Source organism: Candidatus Poribacteria bacterium, assembly GCA_009839745.1.
In the GTDB taxonomy this organism is placed as follows: Bacteria; Poribacteria; WGA-4E; order WGA-4E; family WGA-3G; genus WGA-3G.
The window spans coordinates 94,448-115,099 of the sequence record VXPE01000042.1 but is presented as its reverse complement, the minus strand read 5'-3'; the positions used below and the strand labels follow the sequence as shown (position 1 = coordinate 115,099).

Sequence of the window (20,652 nt, the reverse complement as noted above, 5' to 3'; positions counted from 1 at the left end):
ACCTTGGATTCTACCAGTTTGTTCAAATATTGAAATATAAGTGTCAAAAACATGGGCGTAAGTTGCTCCAAGTGGGTCAATGGACAGCGACAACGAAACCGTGTAGCAACTGCGGATTTCATAACGAAAACCTAACTCTCAACGATAGGCAGTGGACGTGTCCTGAATGTGGTTCTCACCACGACAGGGATATAAACGCTGCGATAAACATTTTGCGGGCAGGGATAGCCGTCACCTGACGATATGCCTGTAGAAACCTATAGGGAAACGCCCGCGGGTGGAGACGGAATAAGACGGTCGACTTTTCAAGGAAACCGCACTGTCTATGAAACCGAGGTTTCCCACGCCTTTAGGCGTTGGGTGCTATCACTGTCCGTTGAAGCGATGTAGATAGAGAACTTACCATGTTTCCAGCGACTATAAGCGATCCATTTTCCATCTGGTGCCCAAGTCGGAGTACGTCTATATGCTGATTTAGCGAAGAAGCGTTGGACATTTTCTCCGTCAGCCCTCATCAGGTACAAATCTAGAACACCATCTCGATCCGATGAAAAAATAATATGCTCTCCGGTCGGTGACCATTTGGGATTGGCATCTATTGAGCGATGCTGAGTTAGTTGAATCTGTTCCCTCCCATCAGGATTCATTGTGTAAATATCCAGATTACCATTTTTTCGCGATGCAAATACAATTTTTGGGGTTGTAGGTGGAACTCCCCATACAATAGGGCAAATACTCGTGTACAACACTATCTCGCTAAAAAGATAAAAAAGAAAAAGAAATTTATATTTCATAGGATATCCCTTTAAAAGCACCAAAAAATATCGCAATTTACTCACTTGGTATTGTACCATTTCTAAAAGTTTATGCTACAATTTCAATCAGAAATGGTATAACAATCTCATCGTTCCCATAAAGTTTCTCTCCTAAGATCATCTTGTAATTTGAACAAATAAACGTAATACTTAAGACCTCTCATAAGTTAAAGACACAATTTTCGGCTGAATAGGGTGCATAATTTTGCAACATAGAAGAATCCGCCTATTCATTGAATTGTGGATATTTGGCGTTGACCGCATCGACCCGATATGATACAATCAAGTACCAGGGGTTTAGCGAAAAGGAGAGAAAATGAGACGTTTTGGAACACACGGTCCCGTCAATCCTCAAGAGCACTACGTTGTTGCGCGGACCGAGGAGATCGCCGATTTCATCGAACGCGTTGAAGAAGGTAAATATATTGTCCTGTTCGCACCGCGCCAAACAGGTAAGACCACTTTCTTTCAGGCTGCGTTGGAAACGCTCGCGGTCGGTAACGCTGCTACCGCTCACCCGAAATCCGCTTCAGACTTACCTTACTTCCCGATCCAACTGAATTTTGATATTTATAAAAACCTCGCCTTATCTGCGTTCTATGGGCATCTCTATGAACAGATCCGGGAAGAAGTAGAGACAGTTTTCCAGAAACGCGGTGCTATGCCGTCTGAGGCTTTACATCAATTTCTGGAAGACACTACGTTAACAGATCATCTCTCAATGCTGTCGTTCTTTAAACGGTTCGCGCGTTTTCTTGGGAATCAACAGGTTGTGCTTGTTATCGACGAGTTTGATGGTATTCCACAAGTTGCCGTAAGCGATTTTCTTCATACCCTCCGTCATATCTACATTGCTGGGAAGCCCCGATGTCCGCACAGTGTCGGTATCATTGGCGTTAAAAGTATCGCACAACTCAACTATGACCGGTCTATCTCCCCGTTCAATATCCAAGACGAGTTCCATCTACCCAACTTCACCCTCGAACAGGTGCAGGAACTGCTTGGACAATATACAGACGAAGTCGGACAATCCTTTGTCCCCGAAGTTATCGCAGCTATTCATAAACAGACTGCCGGACAACCCGTCCTTGTCAACCGATTCGCACAGATTCTCACAGAAGAACTGGACATTCCCAAAACTGAGCCGATTACTATGGCACACTTTTCAGAGGCACACACGGAGCTCCTGGCGGAAGATAACGCTAACTTCACACATCTACTTACCAATATCAAAAGAAACCCGCATTTTGAAAATCTGCTGATGCGAATTATGGCACACGAGGAAGGTGTTGATTTCAATCTACGGAGTGACGTTATAAATGAACTTGCCACGTACGGGGTCATTGCCAGAGGTGAGGACGGTATGTGTGAAATTGTTAATCCGATTTATCTATATTGTATCCTGCAAGCGTTCAAGCCTGTCGTGAATGGATTAGAGAGCGAGTACCTTCCTGAAAGTACTCAGGAGGGCTTTCAGGATTATCTCACATCTGCAGGACAGCTTGATATGGCAGCGTTGCTGGACAACTTTCGAGATTTCATCGTCCGTGTCGGGTTCCAAATTTTACAGGTCCCCGATACGCCCCAAGAATCGGTTGGCAGACATCTCCTGCTCGCCTATCTTGATCAGTTTGTTAAAATCGTCGGTGGTTTTATGCATATTGAAGTGCAAACCGGCAGAGGACGGATGGACATCATTATTATCCATAACCAAGAGAAATATATCGTAGAAACAAAAATTTGGAGAGGGGATAGGCGTTATCAAGCAGGCAAGAAGCAGCTCGCAGCCTATCTCAGATCTGAAGGAATAACAGAAGGATACTACGTTGTTTTTGACCATCGACAGGACCCGGAACCGCGAGTAGAGACGGAAACAGTAGCGGGTTTAACGGTTCGGAGTTACATCATTCCTGTGATGCCAGAACCACCTTCGGGGCCCCACTTTTTGTAGCGTAAACTTTCAGTTTGCGTTCCACATGCACAACCTAACAGGTTATGCTACAAAGATGGCAACTTAGGTTAACCGTAAGGGTTTATAGTCCTTTTTCTTGTTTTCACCGTTAAAGAAAAAATAATTTGGTGGAAAGTGTAACATTTTGAGAACTTATTTATGCCTTGCGAGTGCTACGTATGACTGAGGTTATCGTCTGAATTGTCGGTTTCTTGTTTGTAAGCGTCCAATTTCCGATGTAGCGTTCGGACCCCGATATCAAGAATCTTCGCCGCCTCTGTTTTGTTACCGTCGACTTCCGCAAGCGTCTTTTGGATAGCGACTCGCTCAATTTCCGCCATTGTCATACCGACCCTGCCGATAACCCCTTCATCATCAAGCACGGGTAGATACTCACCTGGTACCTGCGAACCACCGCGTTGTTCCACAGGTGCCTCTATCGGCAAAACTCCGTTTTGCGCCCGATGCTCAAGCACTTTGGCTATCGCTGAAAGGATTTCCAACGCTTTTTTGAGAACGTCCGCAGCGTCGTCGGTTTCGCTAATTTGCATCCAGCTGGTATCTTCATCCGGTATTAGGAACGGCATCTCATCGCTCGTGGCAGCAGTTGGCTCAAGCAGACGGATTGCAGAGAGAATAAGTCCAAGGATCGTCTTGTAAATCGCTATGTTTTCCGTTGCGATCGCACTACCAGCAGTATCAACAACCTGTAAGGAACTCCCCGGCACATTCAGAAGTTCAGATTCTTCATTGGGCGTGTCAATCACCTGTGTAGGTACGAGTTGCGTGCCCGAGGCTGGCACAGGCAGTAAAGCAACCTGCTCAGATTCCGAGTCCGATGGGAAATCGTTCAATTGTAACTCCTCGGTAGTGGACAGAATAATAGCGGTTTCTATGGCATTCCTCAGTTCACGAACATTGCCGAACCAGTCAGCATTTTGGAGATAATTGAGTGCCTGTTGGGTTATGCCGGTAATGGGTTTACCGTGTTCCGCGCTCAATTCAGAGACGAACGCGGAGACGAAAAGCGGGATATCTTCGCGCCGAGCGCGCAGGGGTGGAATCTGTATACGAAAGAGGTTCAATCGGTAGTAGAGGTCTTGTCTAAATTTCTTTTGTCTCACCGATGTCACAAGGTCAATATTCGTGGCGGCGATAATTCGGACATCCACTTTAATATTTTTTTCGCCACCGAGCCGTGTGAATTCCTGTGTCTCAAGGACCCGCAGGAATTTCACCTGCACTTCAGGCGACATTTCGCCGACCTCATCCAAAAACAGCGTGCCGCCGTTGGCTTGTTCAAACACACCGCGACGTTGGCTGGTTGCTCCCGTAAAAGATCCTCTCTCGTGACCGAAGAGTTCACTTTGAAGGAGGTCTTGGTAAAACGCGCCGCAGTTGACGGCTTTGAAGGATCGGTTTTTACGGGGACTCCTTTCGTGGATCGCCTCTGCGATGACATCTTTGCCAACACCCGTTTCACCCGTGATCAGGACAGTCGCTTTCGTCGGCGAGACCTGCGCGACTTGGCGCAAAACCGCCTGCATCGGTGCGGATTCGCCGATAATGCGGCGTGAACTGCCATTGGTAACAGGTATTGGAAGACTCATCTTCTTTTGTCCTTTTACAACATCCCTTTTTTACGACCTATGTACGATTTCCAGTAACTGCTGAGGATCTTGTTTGACTTGCTCAAACACATCGAAGCCATCACGACAAGCGGCTTCACACAGCCGTCTCAACACAACCCCTTTCAGTGCCTAATTTGTGGTGCGAAGACTTTATTTGTTTCAAGCCTGCCCGTAATTGGGTATTCAAAGGTCCCGTGAACAGCTCCCCAGCGGGCGCGCTGTAGTCCCTATCTTCATGATACCAACCCTCAGCGTTGTAACCACATAATTCTTTTATGCGCCGCTCAAGATGCTCAGGCGAACTGCAGTCTTCACTCCGAAGGAGATTATCGGGCTTATATTTTTGCCTTGTTGTATAAGGACTCAAAACCAATATCTTCATGAAGCCTCTTGCGGGCGTCCGCGATTCCAGAGATACAGGATTGGACTTGCGATGAAGACTGAAGAGTAGGTCCCTACCAGTATACCGACGATGAGTGCCAAGGCGAACGTGTTAATCTCCTCGCCCGAACCCGTGATGAGGAAGATAACCAGAACAACAAACAACGTGGTCAAAGACGTAATAACCGTTCGACTCAGCGACTGATTGATGCTTCTGTTCAAAACCGCAATGTAGTCAGTACCACGTAAGGTTTGTGTATTTTCCCGAATTCGGTCAAATACCACGATTGTATCGTTGAGCGAATAGCCAATAATCGTGAGGAATGCGGCAACAGTTGGTAGATTAATTTCTTTTGAAAGGACGGCAAAGACACCCAAGGTAATAAGGACATCGTGGACAAGCGCGGCGATTGCACCGATGGCAAAACGGAACTCAAATCGCCAAGAGATATATATTAACAAAATCGCAATCGCGCCAAGCACTGACCAGAGTGCCGCCAATTTAAGGTCGCGTCCGACACTCGGTCCAACTTCAGAGATATTAACTCCGCCAGCAAGTGCATGCCAACCATCTCCACCCTCAAGTAGGGCATCTGTGAGAATTCTGCCGACACTTGTGCCTTGTCCCTGAAATTCAGGACGATGTCCCATAGAAACGAATGCTTCATTTTTGCTCGCATCTATCTGAATTGTGGCACGTTCATAGCCGATTTCAGTGAGTTTGGCTTGCAACTCGGTTTCAGTGACTGCCCTGTTGAATTTGGCTTGGATCTTAACGCCCCCCCGGAAATCAATTCCGAAATTGGGTCCTTGATGAATCACGAGGAAAATCAAACCGATAGCAATGATTACCGCTGAGAAGACAAATCCCGTTCGATGTTTGCTGATAAAATCAAAGTTTGTATTTTTAAGTAATTCCATATTTTTAATTATTCCTTGCAGATTAAATGCTGAGTTTCTGCACGTCTCTATTTCCAATAGTCAAACCGTATATCTCACGTGTAACAATAATCGCCGTGAACATACTCGCGAGAATACCGATACCGAGCGTTACCGCAAACCCTTTAATCGGACCCGTCCCGAAATGATAGAGGACCAGGGCGGTAAAGAAGGTCGTAAGATTGGCATCTAAAATTGTTATAAATGCCCGTTGATAGCCGTTTGTGATAGCCGACCAGACGGTTTTGCCGGTTCGCAATTCTTCTCGAATTCGCTCGAAGATTAGCACATTTGCATCAACAGACATACCGATCGTCAGAACAAGCCCAGCAATACCCGGGAGGGTTAAGGCCGCACCGAAGCCCGCCAATGCCCCAAGGATGATGAGCATATTAAAGACCAGCGCAGTAATAGCAACAATTCCAGATAAACGGTAGTAAATCACCATGAAAATGAGAACCCCGCCCAAGCCGATGAGTGCAGCAAGCACACCGTCGTTGATGGATTCCTGCCCAAGCGTGGGACCGACAGTGCGTTCCTCAGCGATCTGAACACCCACCGGAAACGCTCCGGCTTTCAGGATATTGGAAAGGTAACTCGCCTCCTCATAGGTGAAATTTCCTTGAATAATAGCGTTTCCAATAATCTGATCCTGGATGACAGGTGCAGATTGCACTCTACCATCAAGCAGAATCGCCAAATGCTCTCCAATATGGTCCCCTGTGACCTGCGCGAATTTACGTCTGCCGACACTATCAAAACTCATTGATACGACAATGTCAAAACTGGTTCTGCCTGTAGAGGGTCCAGCATCGTTGATGCGGTCACCACTCAGGAGAACAGGGCTTTCAAGCACGTACCAGTTGCCGGTCTCGTAGTGATAGCGGACTTCACTATCATCGGGGATATTATCGGGTATCGGTGTATCCGAAGTTCCGCTCCACAAACTGCCACCCGTCGGTGATTTCTTAACAAGCTTAAATTCGAGCCTGCCCATGGTCTTAACGATTTGTAATGGCTTCGAGGAGTCTTTGGCACCGGGGAGTTCAACGATGATTCTCGGGTGATTCGCCTCTCGTCGGATAGAGGGTTCAGAAACCCCGAAGGCATCAACGCGGTTTCGTAAGACAATAAGCACCTGCTCGATCGCCTGCTCGCTATACCTCTGAATGCCTCGTTCGCTGAGCGTTAACTGATACGTGGTCTGCGTCTCCGTTTCCGTTCCGACCCGTGCCTCTTCAAAAAATTCGACTTCGTTGAGAAAACGTTGGGCTTTCTCCAAGTATTCTGTTTTTCCATCAGCATCCGACCGGAGCCTCGAAGGGATTCCGACGAACACGTTTAGTGTGTCTTGTCCTTCTATCTGTTTAACCTCTCGGCACAAAATATCGTCTGTGCGAAGTCGTTCGGGAATCGAGTGGGTGTGTTCTCGGAGTAGTTCTGCTTTGGAGGCCTCCAAATCTACTTCAAGGACGAGGTGGACCCCTCCCTTGAGATCCAACCCTAACTTCAATCGGTTATCGGGTATGAGTCGCCGCAGGACGGTTGGGAGACTGCCGTATAGGTGCAAATTGTCAAGGGTTGCCTGTGGGTTTTGCCGTGCCTGCTCCGAGATGAGCCGCACATAAAATTCGCGTGCTTCAGTGGTATCAAATTCATAATCACGCGTCTCTTCAAGTTCAAGTTTCCTTAAGTGGACTCGAAAGATATCTTGAAGTTCAAAGGTTGCGTCCTGGAAATTGATGCCTTCAGGATACTCGACATCCGCGAGATTTACCTTCAAAGCGTTGTCTTCAGTGACTTCAAAAGGTGGAAGTTTTTCCTGCATCCAGAGCGGTAGGTTTCCGTACAAGGGATTGTAGAAGTTATCCGGGGTAGGAATGAGGTATAGTACGGAAAACAGAAAGACCCCGAAGATTAAAACTATTTTCCAGATACTGAATCTGTACATTTTTTAATTATTCCTTGCGGCTTTTTAATTTTACCTTGCGGTTCGGTCAGGTGGATTGGTTGAGTAACGTTTCTATCCGTATATCCGCCTGCGTGTTTTTGCGAATCAACGCTGGATTTCGTCTGGGAATAGACGAAATCCGTTCCTTGTATTACATTTGCGCGTGTGGCATTCATCGGGGGTTTTTGCTTGGGCGTTTCTGCGTATTTCTGCGTATTGTTGCAGGCTACCGATGCGTGCTATCAAAACCCACTTTCATCACAGTTATCACGGTCAGATTTTGACGACACAAACGTTAAAAACGCGCCTGGGAGGAATCGAACCCCCGACACGAGGCTTAGGAAGCCCCTGCTCTATCCCCTGAGCTACAGGCGCACGCGTTCATCCTAATATTTAATGAGCGAAAAAATATCGTAATCCGGAATCTGATCTCTCCCGTTGAGTTCAGTCAACTCAATTAAAATAGCAATACCAACAATATGTCCCTCCAATTTTTCGATGAGTTCGACAGAGGCGGTAAGTGTCCCACCCGTTGCTAAGAGATCGTCGCATATTAGCACTCTACTGTCTTTGGAGAACGCATCTTGGTGAATTGTCATTATATCACTACCGTATTCAAGATCGTATATCGCTTCATACGTATGATAAGGCAACTTACTTTGCTTTCGGATAGGAACAAAAGCAGCACCCAATCGATACGCGAGCGCAGCACCGAAAATGAAACCGCGCGCCTCAGTTCCGGCAACAACATCAACCGCCTCCAATTTATAGCGGAGTGCGAATTCGTCAATTGCCCTATGAAAAGCAGTTGGATTTCCTAAAAGTGGGGTAATGTCTTTAAATATAATACCTGCTCTCGGAAAATCGGGTATGTCTCGAATAAATCGCGAAAAATCGTGCATTACGTCTTTCTTCCCTCCTCCTGATGCGGGTGTATCATAATCTTCATCCCCTGCCGGGATTCCATTGCCTCAAACGCTTTGTCAATCTCAATAAGCGGAAAATGGTGTGTGATGAGGGGTTTCACACGCACCAACCCCTTTTCAAGGAGCCGGACCGCCAACTCATGGTGTCGTGGCACACAACCGTGTGAACCTGTCACAAAACATTCTTTATAGTGAATAACATTGGAGAGGACGCTCATCGGACGCATGGTCTTCGGCAACCCACCAAACAGATTGACATATCCCCGGTGCGCTACCATTTCAACCGCTTGTTCGTGTGCCTCAACAGAAGCACACGTCGTAACGACGATATCAGGTCCCTCCCCTTCCGTTTCCGCCTTGCATCTCTCAATCACGTCTTCCTCTTCGGAGGCGATATAAGCATCTGCTTCATAGAACTTTGCGATTTCCATTCGGAGTTTGCTGCGTTGGATACCAATCACCTTCGTCGCCCCCATCACCCGAGCGAGGTCGATCATCATACATCCGATCGGTCCAAGACCGATGATAACGACGGTCTTCCCCAGAGACATGTTAACGAGTTCCAGCCCGTTGATAGCACACGCGAGCGGTTCAGCCAGTGCAGCTTCATCAAAACTGAGCGTCGTATCGAACGGTGTAACCGGTCCTTCGTCCAAAACGAGACGGGGCAGTTTCATATATTGTGCGAAAGCACCGGGAATCTGGTAACCGATGGCGTAGTTGATGGCACAGTTGTTTCCGAGCCCATCTCGGCACCAACGACATTGCCCACAGGGGACATCCGCACCGATTGAAACGCGATCGCCTTCTTTGACGCGCGTCACATTTTTGCCTGTTTTAACGATGACACCGGAATTTTCATGCCCAATGATGGTAGGGGGTTTGACTCTTGGGTTCCCGTGATGGAGAATACGAACATCGGAGCCACATATACTGACAGCTTCAACACGCATCAAAGCGGCATCATCGTCAATTTCGGGTTCAGGGACCTCTTGCACACTCAAATTATCAAGACTTTCAAGTATAGCCGCTTTCATTTTTTTAATCATTTGCTCCTGGGCATCGTTCTACTGCGTTCCACGATGGTCTCTGGTAAAGTTAGGACCCTTTCCACACCTACAACAGGTTCTCAACTTAACGGAAAACCCGTGCGTAATATAATGGAGCACAGTTCAGATACAATTTTTAAAAATACTCACCAGACGGATGAATCAAAACTTTTGCGTAAAACTCACTTTTATCTCGCATCCTATGCAACATGTCAGTACTCTCAACCAGCGGAACTTTGTGCGTTATTAGAGGCGTGAGCGTTAGCATACCAGAAGCAATCGCTTGGAGCACACTACGCCAGTCATCGTCGTTGCCTGCTGCACTGTAATCGGAATTCCAAGTCCCGAAAATAGACACCTCACGCCGCATCAATTGCGAGATAAGAGATGCCGGTAGCGTCACGTCTGCAGCGGGATTGCCGAGTAAAACGACACTCCCTTCGCGTCCTACACTCCCTAAGGCACTCCGATAGGTAGCGGGAACCCCCGCCGCCTCAATACAAACATGCGCCCCTTTTTCATCAGTGTGTGCATTCACAATCTCAATTGGTTCGTCAGTCGTGCTATTGAAAACCTTGTCGAAACCGAGTTGCTGCGCCAGTTCCAGTTTCTCCGGAATAATATCAAAAAGCAATACTGCTGCCGCGCCCATGATTCTCGCCCATTGTGCGACCATTAACCCGATCGGTCCGGCACCGAAGATAGCGACCACCTTTCCCGCAAGCGAGGTTCCAACACGACGGAGGGCGTGCAGTGCGACTGCGGCAGGCTCTGTCATTGATGCCTCTTCCAGCGTCACTCCGTGCGGCACAGGTATCAAGTTCGCCTTCGGCGCGACGACACATTCAGCGAAGGCACCATCGCTCCGTGAACCGAGATAGTCGTAATCATGGCATTGGACATATTTCCCCTGTTCACACGCTGGACACCTGCCACACCAGAGCAATGGAAAGACGACAACAGGATCTCCCGGCGAGAAGTCTTCAACGCCAGAACCACACGTCTCCACAATACCTGCGAATTCGTGCCCACAGACGGTTGGAAAACTATAGGTGCCTTTGACAAAGATTCTCGGAATATCGGAACCACAGACCCCACAGAACCCGATTCGGACGCGCACTTCGCCTCCAGAAAGTTGCGGCACTGGAATTTGTTCTAATCGTAAATCTCCAACTCCATGAAGGACGAGTGCCTGCATCATATCCCTCTTTCCGCAAGCCCAATGGCAATCGCTTTCTGTGCCTGCTGAATGTTCTCATGCCGTGAACCCGACTTTTGAAAAACGCTACTGGTTCCGCCGACCAAGATATCTGCACCCGCAGATACCATTTTCGGGATATTCTCAAAACTTACGTTGCCATCAACTTCAATGGGTAAATCTACACCGCGTTCTTCCAAAAAAGCACGACATTCCGCGATCTTTCGGAGGGTCGCCGGGACTAACTTCTGTCCTGCGAACCCCGGATTCACCGTCATAATCAGCACAAAATCGAGCCGTTCCAGAACATAAGCCAATGCAGAAAACGGCGTTGCTGGGTTGAGCGCAGCACCTGCCTTGATTCCGTGTGCTTGAATCAGAGACAACGTTCTATCAAGATGCGTTGCTGACTCAACGTGAACGGCTATCTGCTGAACACCAATCTCAGCGACCGCATCAACAAAGAAATCGTTGTTCTCTACCATGAGGTGAATGTCAAAAGTACTGTCTGTCTTCGCACGTAATTGTTGAATAAGTGCAAGTCCAATCGGCATATTCGGGACAAAATGCGCGTCCATTAAATCAAAATGGAGCATATCAATACCAGCGGCTTCTAATTCCCGAATATCCGTTTCCAAGTTGCATAAATCCGCACACATCACAGATGGCGCGATGCGGATGGACGGTTCTGAAGAAACCGTATTTGGCGTAGACAAATTGGCACTCCTATAGCGTCAAAATTCCCGTGCTTATTCTAATAACAAAGCCAATTAATAGTATAGCATAAAATGCAGAATTTGTCAAATTTCGGCACGGCGTGTAAGGTCAGGAATATTCTAAAACCTCGCGAAACTGTGAATCCAAATCTGAGGACGGGTCAAAAGGGATGTTAATCGGTTGGTGAGAAATAGCACTCGCATATATGCCCAAAATCGCATTGAACTGGTGCAATGCAAGTTTTAGATTCGTTTCGACGGGACGGGTATCGTCTTCAATCCAGTCGAACATCGCCTGCGTCAAGTTGGCTTGGGCAAGGTCGTTTTTTGCGCGCCAAGTATCGGGGGTCTGCACACCGTTCTCGGTTAACCGAGGCGTGACGATTTCCCACCTGTTGAATTCCTCAAAGAGGACATGCCCCTTCTCGCAGTATGCGGCGACGCGACAATGCTTGTAGATCGTATCGTCGTCTATGACGCGTGGAGAGGTAGAGCCGGTGTTCCACACTCCATAGACACCGTTTTCAAATAAGACCTGACACGACGATGTATCGGGAGCAGGATAGTCACTATCAAGCGACTCAGCCCCGCTCGCAGTGCCGAAGACCCTGACAATAGGTGAATCGTTGTTCAGGGACATCGCCCAATCAATGATATGTGTGCCTTGAGCGGTGAGGTTCATCCCACACGAAAAATCTAAAAAGCGAATCTCTCCCAATTCACCGCTCTCGACTGCCTTCCGGCAATGGGTGAAGTCGGGATGCCACCGGTACTGTTTGCCGATCCCGAATTTTGTAGCGGTCCGCGCCTCCAACTCAGATAAAAAACGCCAATCTTCAACACCACAAGCAATCGGTTTCTCAACGATGCACGCCGGAACCCCCAATTCCGATACCATCGGTATCAACTCACGCCACTGGTCAGGCATTGCGACGAGATGAACTAAATCAGGTTGCTCTACGCGGAGCATCTGTTCAGCATCTGCATAGCCGGTGATACCGAAAGTCTCGGCGAATTTTTCACGTCGGGCGACATCCGAACGGTTGGCACACGCGACCAACTCGCCACTCGAAACGTGTTGATAGGCGTTCGCATGACCATAAGCCCTGCCACCGCAGCCAATGATCACACTCCGATATTTTGACATTTTTCCTCACAATGTTTAATGCTCCAACTTGACGCGTGCCCAGACCGTTGTCAAACGCCCTTCTGGTGATACAGGCGTAAACCCAAAGAGTTTACCAAGTCCCTCATTCATGATGTCATTGACATCGGCTTCACTTAACGCGGTATTGAAAATAGCGACATCGTCCATGAGTCCCCACGCCGGTCGCTGATCCGGCATACCGCCAATATTGAGAGCTTGTCCTGTCAATCCAAAAACACCACCCGTATTGGCTTGTGCATCCACTTTGCCATCTACATAGGCGATCATTTTCTTACCATCATAAGTGAAGGCGATGTGATGCCATTTATCGTCATTGACGAGCGTTGGACCCGCAACCCATGCCGGTGCGAGCTGCCCACTACCGATTTCAACCTTACCGTGCCCACCGCCTCTTCCGGGTCCGAAGATGTTCAACAAGCAGGTATACATGAAATTAATGATGGCGTGGTCGTCATTACAGCAACCCCCGAGGACGACTTTCTCCTTTTTCTTGAGTTTCACCCATGTCGTCGTGGTATATGTCTCAGCACAACTGTCCAAACTCTTTGAAGTTTCGACCGTCGCAACTTGGAAATCGTCGTCACCGGAGAGACTCAACGCCTTCTCGAATTTCCCATCATCCACTAATTCGGCACCTTTCAACAATTCAGCGTCGTTGCCGTTCCCCGTAGAATCGGGAGACATGTCTTTGTTATCAACCTCATCAAAGAGCCATACGCCAACGATACTTTTCGTATCAATTGCTGCATCGCTGATAGATGCAAATATCATTGGAATCGCCACTAAACAAACCATCCCGAGAATAAATAGTTTTCGCACGGTAATTGCCTCCATCGTTTGAAATATCCATTATCTTACCTTAAGGGTGTCAAAGCTGTCAATAGAAAAAAGATGTGCAGCTTTGCACTGAATTTGTTAAAATATCTGAACTGACGACTGACAACTATTAAAACCGATGTAAACAGGAAGACGCAATTTATCGTTAAATCATTGACCAAATCGCTGAGTCTACAACAACATTGTAGACGGATTCTCTGAAAGGTACGTTAAAGTCCAAGTGCATGATGTTTAACCGCAAGGAAAGTTAAAAAATTGTCGAAATTTGTAAACCTGTTAACCTCAAAAACGCAAAGTCTGCTGTTAAAAACTGGGATTCTCCTTATTATCATCCTCTGTTCAACGTCTGAAGTCGTCGTCAGTCGTATTGCCGAAGAAGAGCCTGAACCCAAGAAGCAAACGCAAACAGACCTTGCAACATCTGACACTCGCCCTACCACTCTGGATTCCGACACGTCCGAAACACCATCAGAAAATCAACACTATACTGGATTCGGATTATTTACCCGCGACGTCTTCGACCCCGATAGCGACGCTAAACACTTCATCTGGCAAGAGGAAAAGGAGCAAGTCGAGGTTCCTGAACAGATAGAGGAAGAAGACCTTCTCATCCAACCCTACCTCGACAGTCTCCGGCACTGGCGGTATCCTCCCCATCTCACCGATCTCAATAAACTCTATGACTGGAAACCAAAACCGAAGCGTGATGAAAAAGGCATCGCTCTCCCGATGGATTCCAATCTCAGGATAACAGGCTTACAATCTGTAACCGTAGAGGCAAACAGGACCCACTATTTCGGTGAAGGCGATCTGAACCGATACGGGGGTTATGGCTATGGTGGCGGATATGGAGGCTACTCATCAGGGCTTGACTTGGGGCTCACCTCGTCTTACGGTTACGAAGACTTCGGTTACAGCAGCAGCGGGTTTGGTGGCGGATACGGCTCGGGATATGGAAGTAGTTACGGTAGTTATGGTTCCAGCTACGGTTCAAGCTACGGCGGGTTTGGGGGTGGATACGGCAGTGGCGGTGTTCCACGCGCAAGTGGGTTTAACCTACGTCAAATACAGCAATTTGGGCTACACGGTCGCGTGGGACAACGGACGCATATCGCTGTAGACTATAGTGCTGGCGGCAGCGGCTTCGGTAGCGGTAGCTATGGCGGCGGATATGGTGGATACGGCGGCGGGTACGGCGGGGGCTATGGCATCGGCGGCACCAAGGAACAGAAGATTAAAATCTGGTACGAAGGGACACCAGAGAGTATTATAAAAACCATCTCCTTTGGCGACATCACACTCAGTTTACCGAATACCCGTTTTCTGAATATCAACCGGAATCTGTTTGGACTTGAAGGCGTCTTTGAGTGGAAAAACACACGTCTGACGGCGTTCGGTTCTCGGAGTAAGGGAATACGTGAGGTGCGTACGTTCCGGGGGCAGTCGCGGCGCGCGGGTGGCGGATATGGTTATGGACCCCGCGGGATCCAGATACCGGATACCAACTACGTAAAAAATCGGTTCTATCACATCCAAAAAGGTGAAGACAGCGAACTACACGACGCATATCTCCCCATCAAATCAGGGAGCGAGCAAATTTTCATTGACGACGGCGTCGTCGGAAACAACCAGGGCGGTCAAAGAACGAGTCGCGGCTACTTCAATCCCCAATTCTCCGGTCAGGATTACAATATTGACTACGAAACCGGTGAAATAGAATTCCTATCTCCGATTTCTGCCAATTACACTATCGTCGTCTCGTATGAATATTTAGGCGGAGACGGCGGCATCGTCGGTAAATCTGAAGTCTTTGTTGATGAAAACGGAGACGGAACGCTTGACGAAGAGGGTGAGGAAATCGGCTACGTCGTGCTAAAAGAGAAGGGATTTCGTGGGACAGAGGCAACGCACGTTTATAGCCTTGGCAACCGCAACATTAATCCACGTGATTTCACACTCACACTCCTCCGACAAGGACAAAGCGAAACCTTCCAGACGAATACTCGCTCTGTTCCATATCTCGAAATTTTTGGGTTGGATCAGAATAGTGATGGTATTGTAGATGCCCAGTTTATAGACTATGACAGAGGCTTACTCCGTTTCCCCACGACAGATCCGTTTCAAATTGTAGACCCAGCCCATCCATATTACGATTATCGCGATTCACTCAACAACACTGCCATCTATCTCGAAGGTGTCCGAACAGATGCCCAAGTCTACACGATTATAGCCGACTACGCGTACCAATCAGAAACTTACAATGTAGGTTTGTTTGTGATTCCAAACAGCGAGACAGTCCGATTGAACGGGCAGCTTTTGACGCGCGATACCGACTATATGATGCTTTATGAGGTCGGGACTCTCCGATTTTTCAGACAACTCGATGAGTTCGATGAAATCGTCGTGGAATTTGAAAAGACACCCTTTGGTGGTTCATCACAACAAGCTGTAGCCGGTGTCTGGTTAGAGTACACACGCAAACAGGAACCCAAATCCGATAGAGAACAGAGCCTTGAAGACAGATTCAATCGGTTAGGGGGACTTCAAACAATGGACGCAGATATGCTTGGTGAAGGAACGGATGCCTTCGGTAGAGGCGGGTCAGGTGGGCTTCAACGGAGGAGCGGCGGTTTCGGAGGTTTCGGGAGCAGTTCTGGCTTCGGTAGGAGCAGTTTCGGGGGTGGACTCGGCGGAGGTTATGGCGGGGGTTATGGCGGCTACAGTAGTTTAGGAGGTCGCTCGCGAAGCTACTACGGTAGTTATGGCGGTGCGATGAACTATTTCAACCCCGTTTTTCAAAAGGGATTTTCGCTCTCAACGGGTTATATTCTGAACACCGGACAAAAACCAGCGGAAATACCAGATGTGAATAGCGTGCCAAACCGCTTACAAGCGTTCAATGTGAATACGAGTTTTGGACGGGAGTTTAACGCTGCTGGTATTTTAAACCTGTTGCCCTTTATTAACATGAGAAACCTGCCACTCTCAGTTGACTTCAGTGGAGAAGCGGCTTATTCACACAACAACCCAAACAGTATTGGCGTCGCGCTTATTGATAGCATGGAAGGAGCAAAGGACTCAACGACCGTGCCGACATTAAAATACAATTGGAAACCCAGCAGTGTCCCATACGTATCGGAAAATGCGCCAACACCGCCCAGAGATTCCGCTTACTACGTTATACCGACCGACGAGAATAGAGTGATCTTTAACGTTGTGCTAAAAGACAAAAACGAAACGGAAGCAATAGGCAACTATATGCGGAACCGCGATGTGCCAGCCTCATCAATTCAACCGCTCTCTCTCTCGACTGAAGAACGCCTCATTATGGAACTCGGCTACAATTTCACAGATGTGATCGCCGAGTGGGGCGGTTTTTCAAACGGTCTCTCGGCATCCGGGGTAGACTATTCGGAACGTAGCTTCGTTGAAATTTGGATGCGCGTCCAAGGCGACGACAATGTGACACTCCACTTGAATCTCGGGGTAGTGAACGAAGATACAGATGCCGATCAACGACTGGATAGCGAAGATCTTCCAGAAACCCTAACGGATACGAATGGAGACGGAAGTATTGATGCCTTGGATTTAGACCTGGAGAATCTCTCAGAGATCGATCGCTATCGTGGGAACGGTGCCCTCGATACCGGTGAAGACATCGGATGGGGACATAACGGTCCGCTTGAGAGAACATCTATCGGTGTAGGCAACCAGATTCTGGACAGCGAAGATCTCAACGGTGATGGTGTCCTTGACAGTATAGATGCATATTTTGAGGTAGCGATACCCCTCAATGAGATTCCGAAAGAATGGGTTAAAAGCAAAAATGCAAACGGTTGGATGTTCCTCAGTATTCCACTCTCTAAATTTAAGCCAGAGGGGTCCCGACTGCCGAGTCTCGTTTTCGTGCAACACTTCCGATTCTGGTTGAGCAAAAACGCACCCGGTAACGTAGAAGGTTTATTGCAATGGGCGGATATTGAAATTGTTGGCAATAAATGGAAGCAGGGAATCATCACCCGGTCACGTTCTGTAGGAGGGGTTTCTAACCCCGATTCCTTGGACTCCATAACGAACAACCCAGCACTCGCCTCGACTGGAAACACCTTATCAACGAGTACAGTTGTGGAAGACACATTGGAAAAATTCATTGTTGGCACGAGGGATAACTTCAGTTACGATGCGTATCAAAGTGCGTATCTGGATATCGAAGATAACGAGCTCTTCAAAAAATTACATCCATTCACAGCCACTTCACTCGGCTTTCAAACACAACAGCAACGTGAACAGACACTGAGCCTTGAATATTACCTCTTTCCCGGCTCCTACGGTGTCACCTCAAAACAATTGAAAGGCTTAACACAAAGTGAAGGGCAAGATTTCAGCAAACACGATACACTTCGCTTTTGGCTCTATGGGGACAAAAGCGATACAACCTTCGTTTTACAACTCGCACCTACCGTCCGAACCGGCTATCGCAGCTCCTTCTATAGTTCAGATCCGTTTGTCAATCAGACAGAACAGGAAGATGATATTAACGTTTTCGAGAATCTAACAGACTACTATGAATATACAGTCCCGATTGACTTTGAGGGGTGGAAGTTAATCGAAATTGATTTGCGGGACCTCCGCAGAAACGACTATCCAGATGTAGCCGAAACGCAAAATCCAGAGCCACAAGCCCGTAATGAAATCGAGGGCGACGCTACGCAAACAAACATTATTCATGAAACCGACCTGACCGACCCGCAAGGAACAATTGAAGAACCGGATGGACAGCCCGATGGTTTCACGATTCGAGGGAAGAATAGCATGCGGCTCTCCATCAAAAACATCGGCGGTATCCTCTTGGGTATACGGAACGACACTGGCGGTGAAATCAGTGGAGAAATCTGGGTAAATGAGATTCACCTCGGCGATCCACTCGTGCGTGCCGGATGGGCGCGTCGCGGCAATATGTCGGTGGCCCTCGGTAGAATTGTTAAATTACGCGGCGGCTACGCAAGCCAAGACAAAGATTTTGAAAGCGGCGCGGGTGAAGTCGGTAGACAACGACTCTCCTCACGCGGATATAGCACGACAAATAACGATTTTAATATCGATGCAGACGTCACGCTATTTCCATGGCTGCCGATACGATACGGGATCCGACAGCAAGACACGGAAACCGAGAGCCAGCGCGGTAGTTACAGCAGCTTTCAGAGCGGGAAAAGTGAAATTCGCACCCGAGATATTTCTGTGCAGTTCATTCAAAACCCGTATCCGAATCTCGGTTTTGCTTACAACTACCAAGACTTTTGGAACGAACGTCAAGGTACACAAATTAGCCATCTTTATACGGGTAGCTTCCGGTATGAACTCGGTTCAAAACTCGGGGTCAACGCTCAGTATCGGCACGAAGACATACTCGCAAAACCCGAAACCGCAACGGAGACAGCTTCGACCTCAACATCCTACTATAGTTACGGCTACGGTAGAAATCGAGATGAAAAAACAGATAGCGGCACCATAACATTTAATATTAATCCAACGAGTATCTTCAGTCTGAACCCGAGTTACGATGTCCGTCGAACGCTTGAAAGACGGGAAGATTCAAACGCCAGCACTTCACTTGCTGGCAATATAACGAATTTGGGGTTGGAAACCTCTCCTACAACTGCCGAATCCGAAGAAGAGACACCCATCGAAGACGTTAAATGGTCAATCGCTGAGCGCGAACACCGATTGTCGCTGACCCCACGCTTAAATCGGGATCTGATCGGCATGCGCCCCACCGTAACGAGCCGTATGAGTTTTCGTGAAAACTGGTTCCGTGAACAGAAAAACGCTTCACTCAATGGAAACGTCAGTTTCGGCGTGAATCTCCGCGTTCAAAAATGGTTTGGATGGTTCCTCAACGAAGGGGATGGCAGAAAGGAAGAAGGGAAGGACGGGGTACCCAACCTTCCAACCTCCCAACCTTCCAATCAAAAATCTTCTACGCTTCCAACGGATTCGGGGTTGGAAACCGCTCCCGCGCCCACTCCTATGACCGATGACCCCAGTACACAATTAAGGGAAAATGGTATTGACGAAACACAAATCCAAGAGTTAGAAGAGAACCGAGGAGATTGGATCGAACGCGATAAAAGCGAATTGTCATCTGTAGGCGCGAAAACCAGAGATAGTGGAACACAAGCGGGAACAGTGTCAGAGGTCAAAGACGGTATCCTGCATCGCATTCTGAAAAGTTTCACTGTTAACACCAACGCAAACTTCACCGCTACTGAATCGTATCGGCAACTTGCATCTGGCTTATCAATGTTAGAAATCTATTCGCTCGCGGACGATGCAAAGGAACGGACAAACTCCCGGCGCAGCAATCGTTACACAGTACGGAGTTCGGTAGACCCGTGGAATTGGGCATCCTTCGGAACGAACGTCAGCACTTCCGACAGTTTCCGAAAAAGTTCAGGGACAACCTACATACAGAACACCAACGCTTATGAAGCCGACGTAAAATTGAAAGCGCGAGAGACCTCCAGTTTTCAACTCCGCTACAGTTATACAACGCGAAATAATGGGACCCTGGATACTATACTCGGCGACAGCAAAGCACATACGCCTTCATTGAGTTGGATGCAAACATGGGGCAAAGAGACTCGGACAGCGTTGGGTGTCCGGACTACGATTCGAGACCAACTACGAAGCGGTATTAGAAGCAACGCGCTCATCGTTACGCCAAACGTGAGTATTGAATACAAATACCGGACAGAAAATGGCATACGGATACCGTTTTTCGGTAGAATCCCTCTGAAGCACGATCTCGATTTAACCAATACCCTTTCCTGGGCTATCCGCAGAGAACAGTACGGCGCGAACCTTGAAGAGCGTTCAGAAAGATATGAAACTACCTTGCGCGTGGGTTACAAAATTAGCACGCATATCACAGCGAATTTTCATCTCGGCTTGAGTTACAACCATGATAGGGTTGAAGAAGGCAGAGATTTCCTCTCCATCGCCACTGCACTCACCGTCCGCGGCGAAATCCAATAAACAAAATCCAAAGATTACAAGGAAATGATGAGAAAAAAATTGGAAAGAAAAGCAT

General features: G+C 47.9%; 13 protein-coding genes and 1 tRNA gene. 3 read left to right on the top strand and 11 right to left on the bottom strand.

Annotated features, from left to right (window positions below; genetic code table 11):
• Positions 1-239, top strand: a 239-nt coding sequence (locus tag F4X88_07360; protein MYA56094.1) for a transposase, incomplete at its 5' end; no start/stop codon positions are given.
• Positions 240-323: 84 nt separating this feature from the next.
• On the opposite strand, the gene F4X88_07355 is transcribed toward F4X88_07360, so the two are convergent.
• On the bottom strand, positions 324-854 hold the full coding sequence (locus F4X88_07355; GenBank protein MYA56093.1) for a hypothetical protein: 531 nt from the start codon (positions 852-854) through the stop codon (positions 324-326).
• A gap of 277 nt (positions 855-1,131) precedes the next feature.
• On the opposite strand from F4X88_07355, the gene F4X88_07350 reads away from it, so the two are divergent.
• Positions 1,132-2,766, top strand: coding sequence for a hypothetical protein (locus F4X88_07350; protein MYA56092.1), 1,635 nt, complete (start codon positions 1,132-1,134; stop codon positions 2,764-2,766).
• A gap of 173 nt (positions 2,767-2,939) precedes the next feature.
• On the opposite strand, the gene F4X88_07345 is transcribed toward F4X88_07350, so the two are convergent.
• The 10 genes from F4X88_07345 to F4X88_07300 all read right to left on the bottom strand — a co-directional run bounded on the left by F4X88_07345 (position 2,940) and on the right by F4X88_07300 (position 13,559).
• Positions 2,940-4,376 carry an AAA domain-containing protein gene (locus F4X88_07345; GenBank protein MYA56091.1) on the bottom strand — a complete coding sequence of 479 codons (1,437 nt, stop codon included), beginning with the start codon at positions 4,374-4,376 and terminating at the stop codon, positions 2,940-2,942.
• A 399-nt stretch (positions 4,377-4,775) separates the two neighbouring features.
• A complete protein-coding gene (gene secF, locus F4X88_07340) occupies positions 4,776-5,699 on the bottom strand; it encodes a protein translocase subunit SecF (protein ID MYA56090.1) in 924 nt (307 codons plus the stop codon).
• 22 nt (positions 5,700-5,721) lie between these two features.
• Positions 5,722-7,668, bottom strand: coding sequence for a protein translocase subunit SecD (secD, locus tag F4X88_07335; protein MYA56089.1), 1,947 nt, complete (start codon positions 7,666-7,668; stop codon positions 5,722-5,724).
• A gap of 302 nt (positions 7,669-7,970) precedes the next feature.
• Positions 7,971-8,043: transfer RNA gene (locus F4X88_07330), tRNA-Arg, on the bottom strand.
• Positions 8,044-8,054: 11 nt separating this feature from the next.
• On the bottom strand, positions 8,055-8,570 hold the full coding sequence (locus tag F4X88_07325; protein ID MYA56088.1) for an adenine phosphoribosyltransferase: 516 nt from the start codon (positions 8,568-8,570) through the stop codon (positions 8,055-8,057).
• The gene (locus tag F4X88_07320; GenBank protein MYA56087.1) at positions 8,570-9,631 is read right to left on the bottom strand and encodes an alcohol dehydrogenase catalytic domain-containing protein; all 1,062 of its coding nucleotides are present in this window, start codon (positions 9,629-9,631) and stop codon (positions 8,570-8,572) included. The genes F4X88_07325 and F4X88_07320 overlap by 1 nt, the downstream gene beginning before the upstream one ends.
• Before the next feature lie 148 nt (positions 9,632-9,779).
• On the bottom strand, positions 9,780-10,844 hold the full coding sequence (locus F4X88_07315) for a galactitol-1-phosphate 5-dehydrogenase (protein ID MYA56086.1): 1,065 nt from the start codon (positions 10,842-10,844) through the stop codon (positions 9,780-9,782).
• Positions 10,841-11,500 carry a ribulose-phosphate 3-epimerase gene (rpe, locus tag F4X88_07310; GenBank protein ID MYA56085.1) on the bottom strand — a complete coding sequence of 220 codons (660 nt, stop codon included), beginning with the start codon at positions 11,498-11,500 and terminating at the stop codon, positions 10,841-10,843. The genes F4X88_07315 and rpe overlap by 4 nt, the downstream gene beginning before the upstream one ends.
• A 166-nt stretch (positions 11,501-11,666) precedes the next feature.
• Complete coding sequence (locus F4X88_07305) at positions 11,667-12,704, bottom strand: Gfo/Idh/MocA family oxidoreductase (GenBank protein ID MYA56084.1); 1,038 nt, start codon at positions 12,702-12,704, stop codon at positions 11,667-11,669.
• A 15-nt stretch (positions 12,705-12,719) separates the two neighbouring features.
• The gene (locus tag F4X88_07300; GenBank protein ID MYA56083.1) at positions 12,720-13,559 is read right to left on the bottom strand and encodes a LamG domain-containing protein; all 840 of its coding nucleotides are present in this window, start codon (positions 13,557-13,559) and stop codon (positions 12,720-12,722) included.
• Positions 13,560-13,817: 258 nt separating this feature from the next.
• Here F4X88_07300 and F4X88_07295 point away from each other — a divergent pair, with 258 nt between their 5' ends.
• Positions 13,818-20,597 (top strand): hypothetical protein, encoded by a 6,780-nt coding sequence (locus F4X88_07295; protein ID MYA56082.1) that lies wholly within the window; start codon positions 13,818-13,820, stop codon positions 20,595-20,597.
• Positions 20,598-20,652: the final 55 nt, after the last annotated feature.

Excerpts from the sequence above, each read along its gene's own strand:
- F4X88_07355 (MYA56093.1), bottom strand. The coding sequence starts at position 854 with ATGGTACAATACCAAGTGAGTAAATTGCGATATTTTTTGGTGCTTTTA.
- F4X88_07350 (MYA56092.1), top strand. The coding sequence starts at position 1,132 with ATGAGACGTTTTGGAACACACGGTCCCGTCAATCCTCAAGAGCACTAC.
- F4X88_07345 (MYA56091.1), bottom strand. The coding sequence starts at position 4,376 with ATGAGTCTTCCAATACCTGTTACCAATGGCAGTTCACGCCGCATTATC.
- secF (MYA56090.1), bottom strand. The coding sequence starts at position 5,699 with ATGGAATTACTTAAAAATACAAACTTTGATTTTATCAGCAAACATCGA.
- secD (MYA56089.1), bottom strand. The coding sequence starts at position 7,668 with ATGTACAGATTCAGTATCTGGAAAATAGTTTTAATCTTCGGGGTCTTT.
- F4X88_07325 (MYA56088.1), bottom strand. The coding sequence starts at position 8,570 with ATGCACGATTTTTCGCGATTTATTCGAGACATACCCGATTTTCCGAGA.
- F4X88_07320 (MYA56087.1), bottom strand. The coding sequence starts at position 9,631 with ATGAAAGCGGCTATACTTGAAAGTCTTGATAATTTGAGTGTGCAAGAG.
- F4X88_07315 (MYA56086.1), bottom strand. The coding sequence starts at position 10,844 with ATGATGCAGGCACTCGTCCTTCATGGAGTTGGAGATTTACGATTAGAA.
- rpe (MYA56085.1), bottom strand. The coding sequence starts at position 11,500 with ATGTGTGCGGATTTATGCAACTTGGAAACGGATATTCGGGAATTAGAA.
- F4X88_07305 (MYA56084.1), bottom strand. The coding sequence starts at position 12,704 with ATGTCAAAATATCGGAGTGTGATCATTGGCTGCGGTGGCAGGGCTTAT.
- F4X88_07300 (MYA56083.1), bottom strand. The coding sequence starts at position 13,559 with ATGGAGGCAATTACCGTGCGAAAACTATTTATTCTCGGGATGGTTTGT.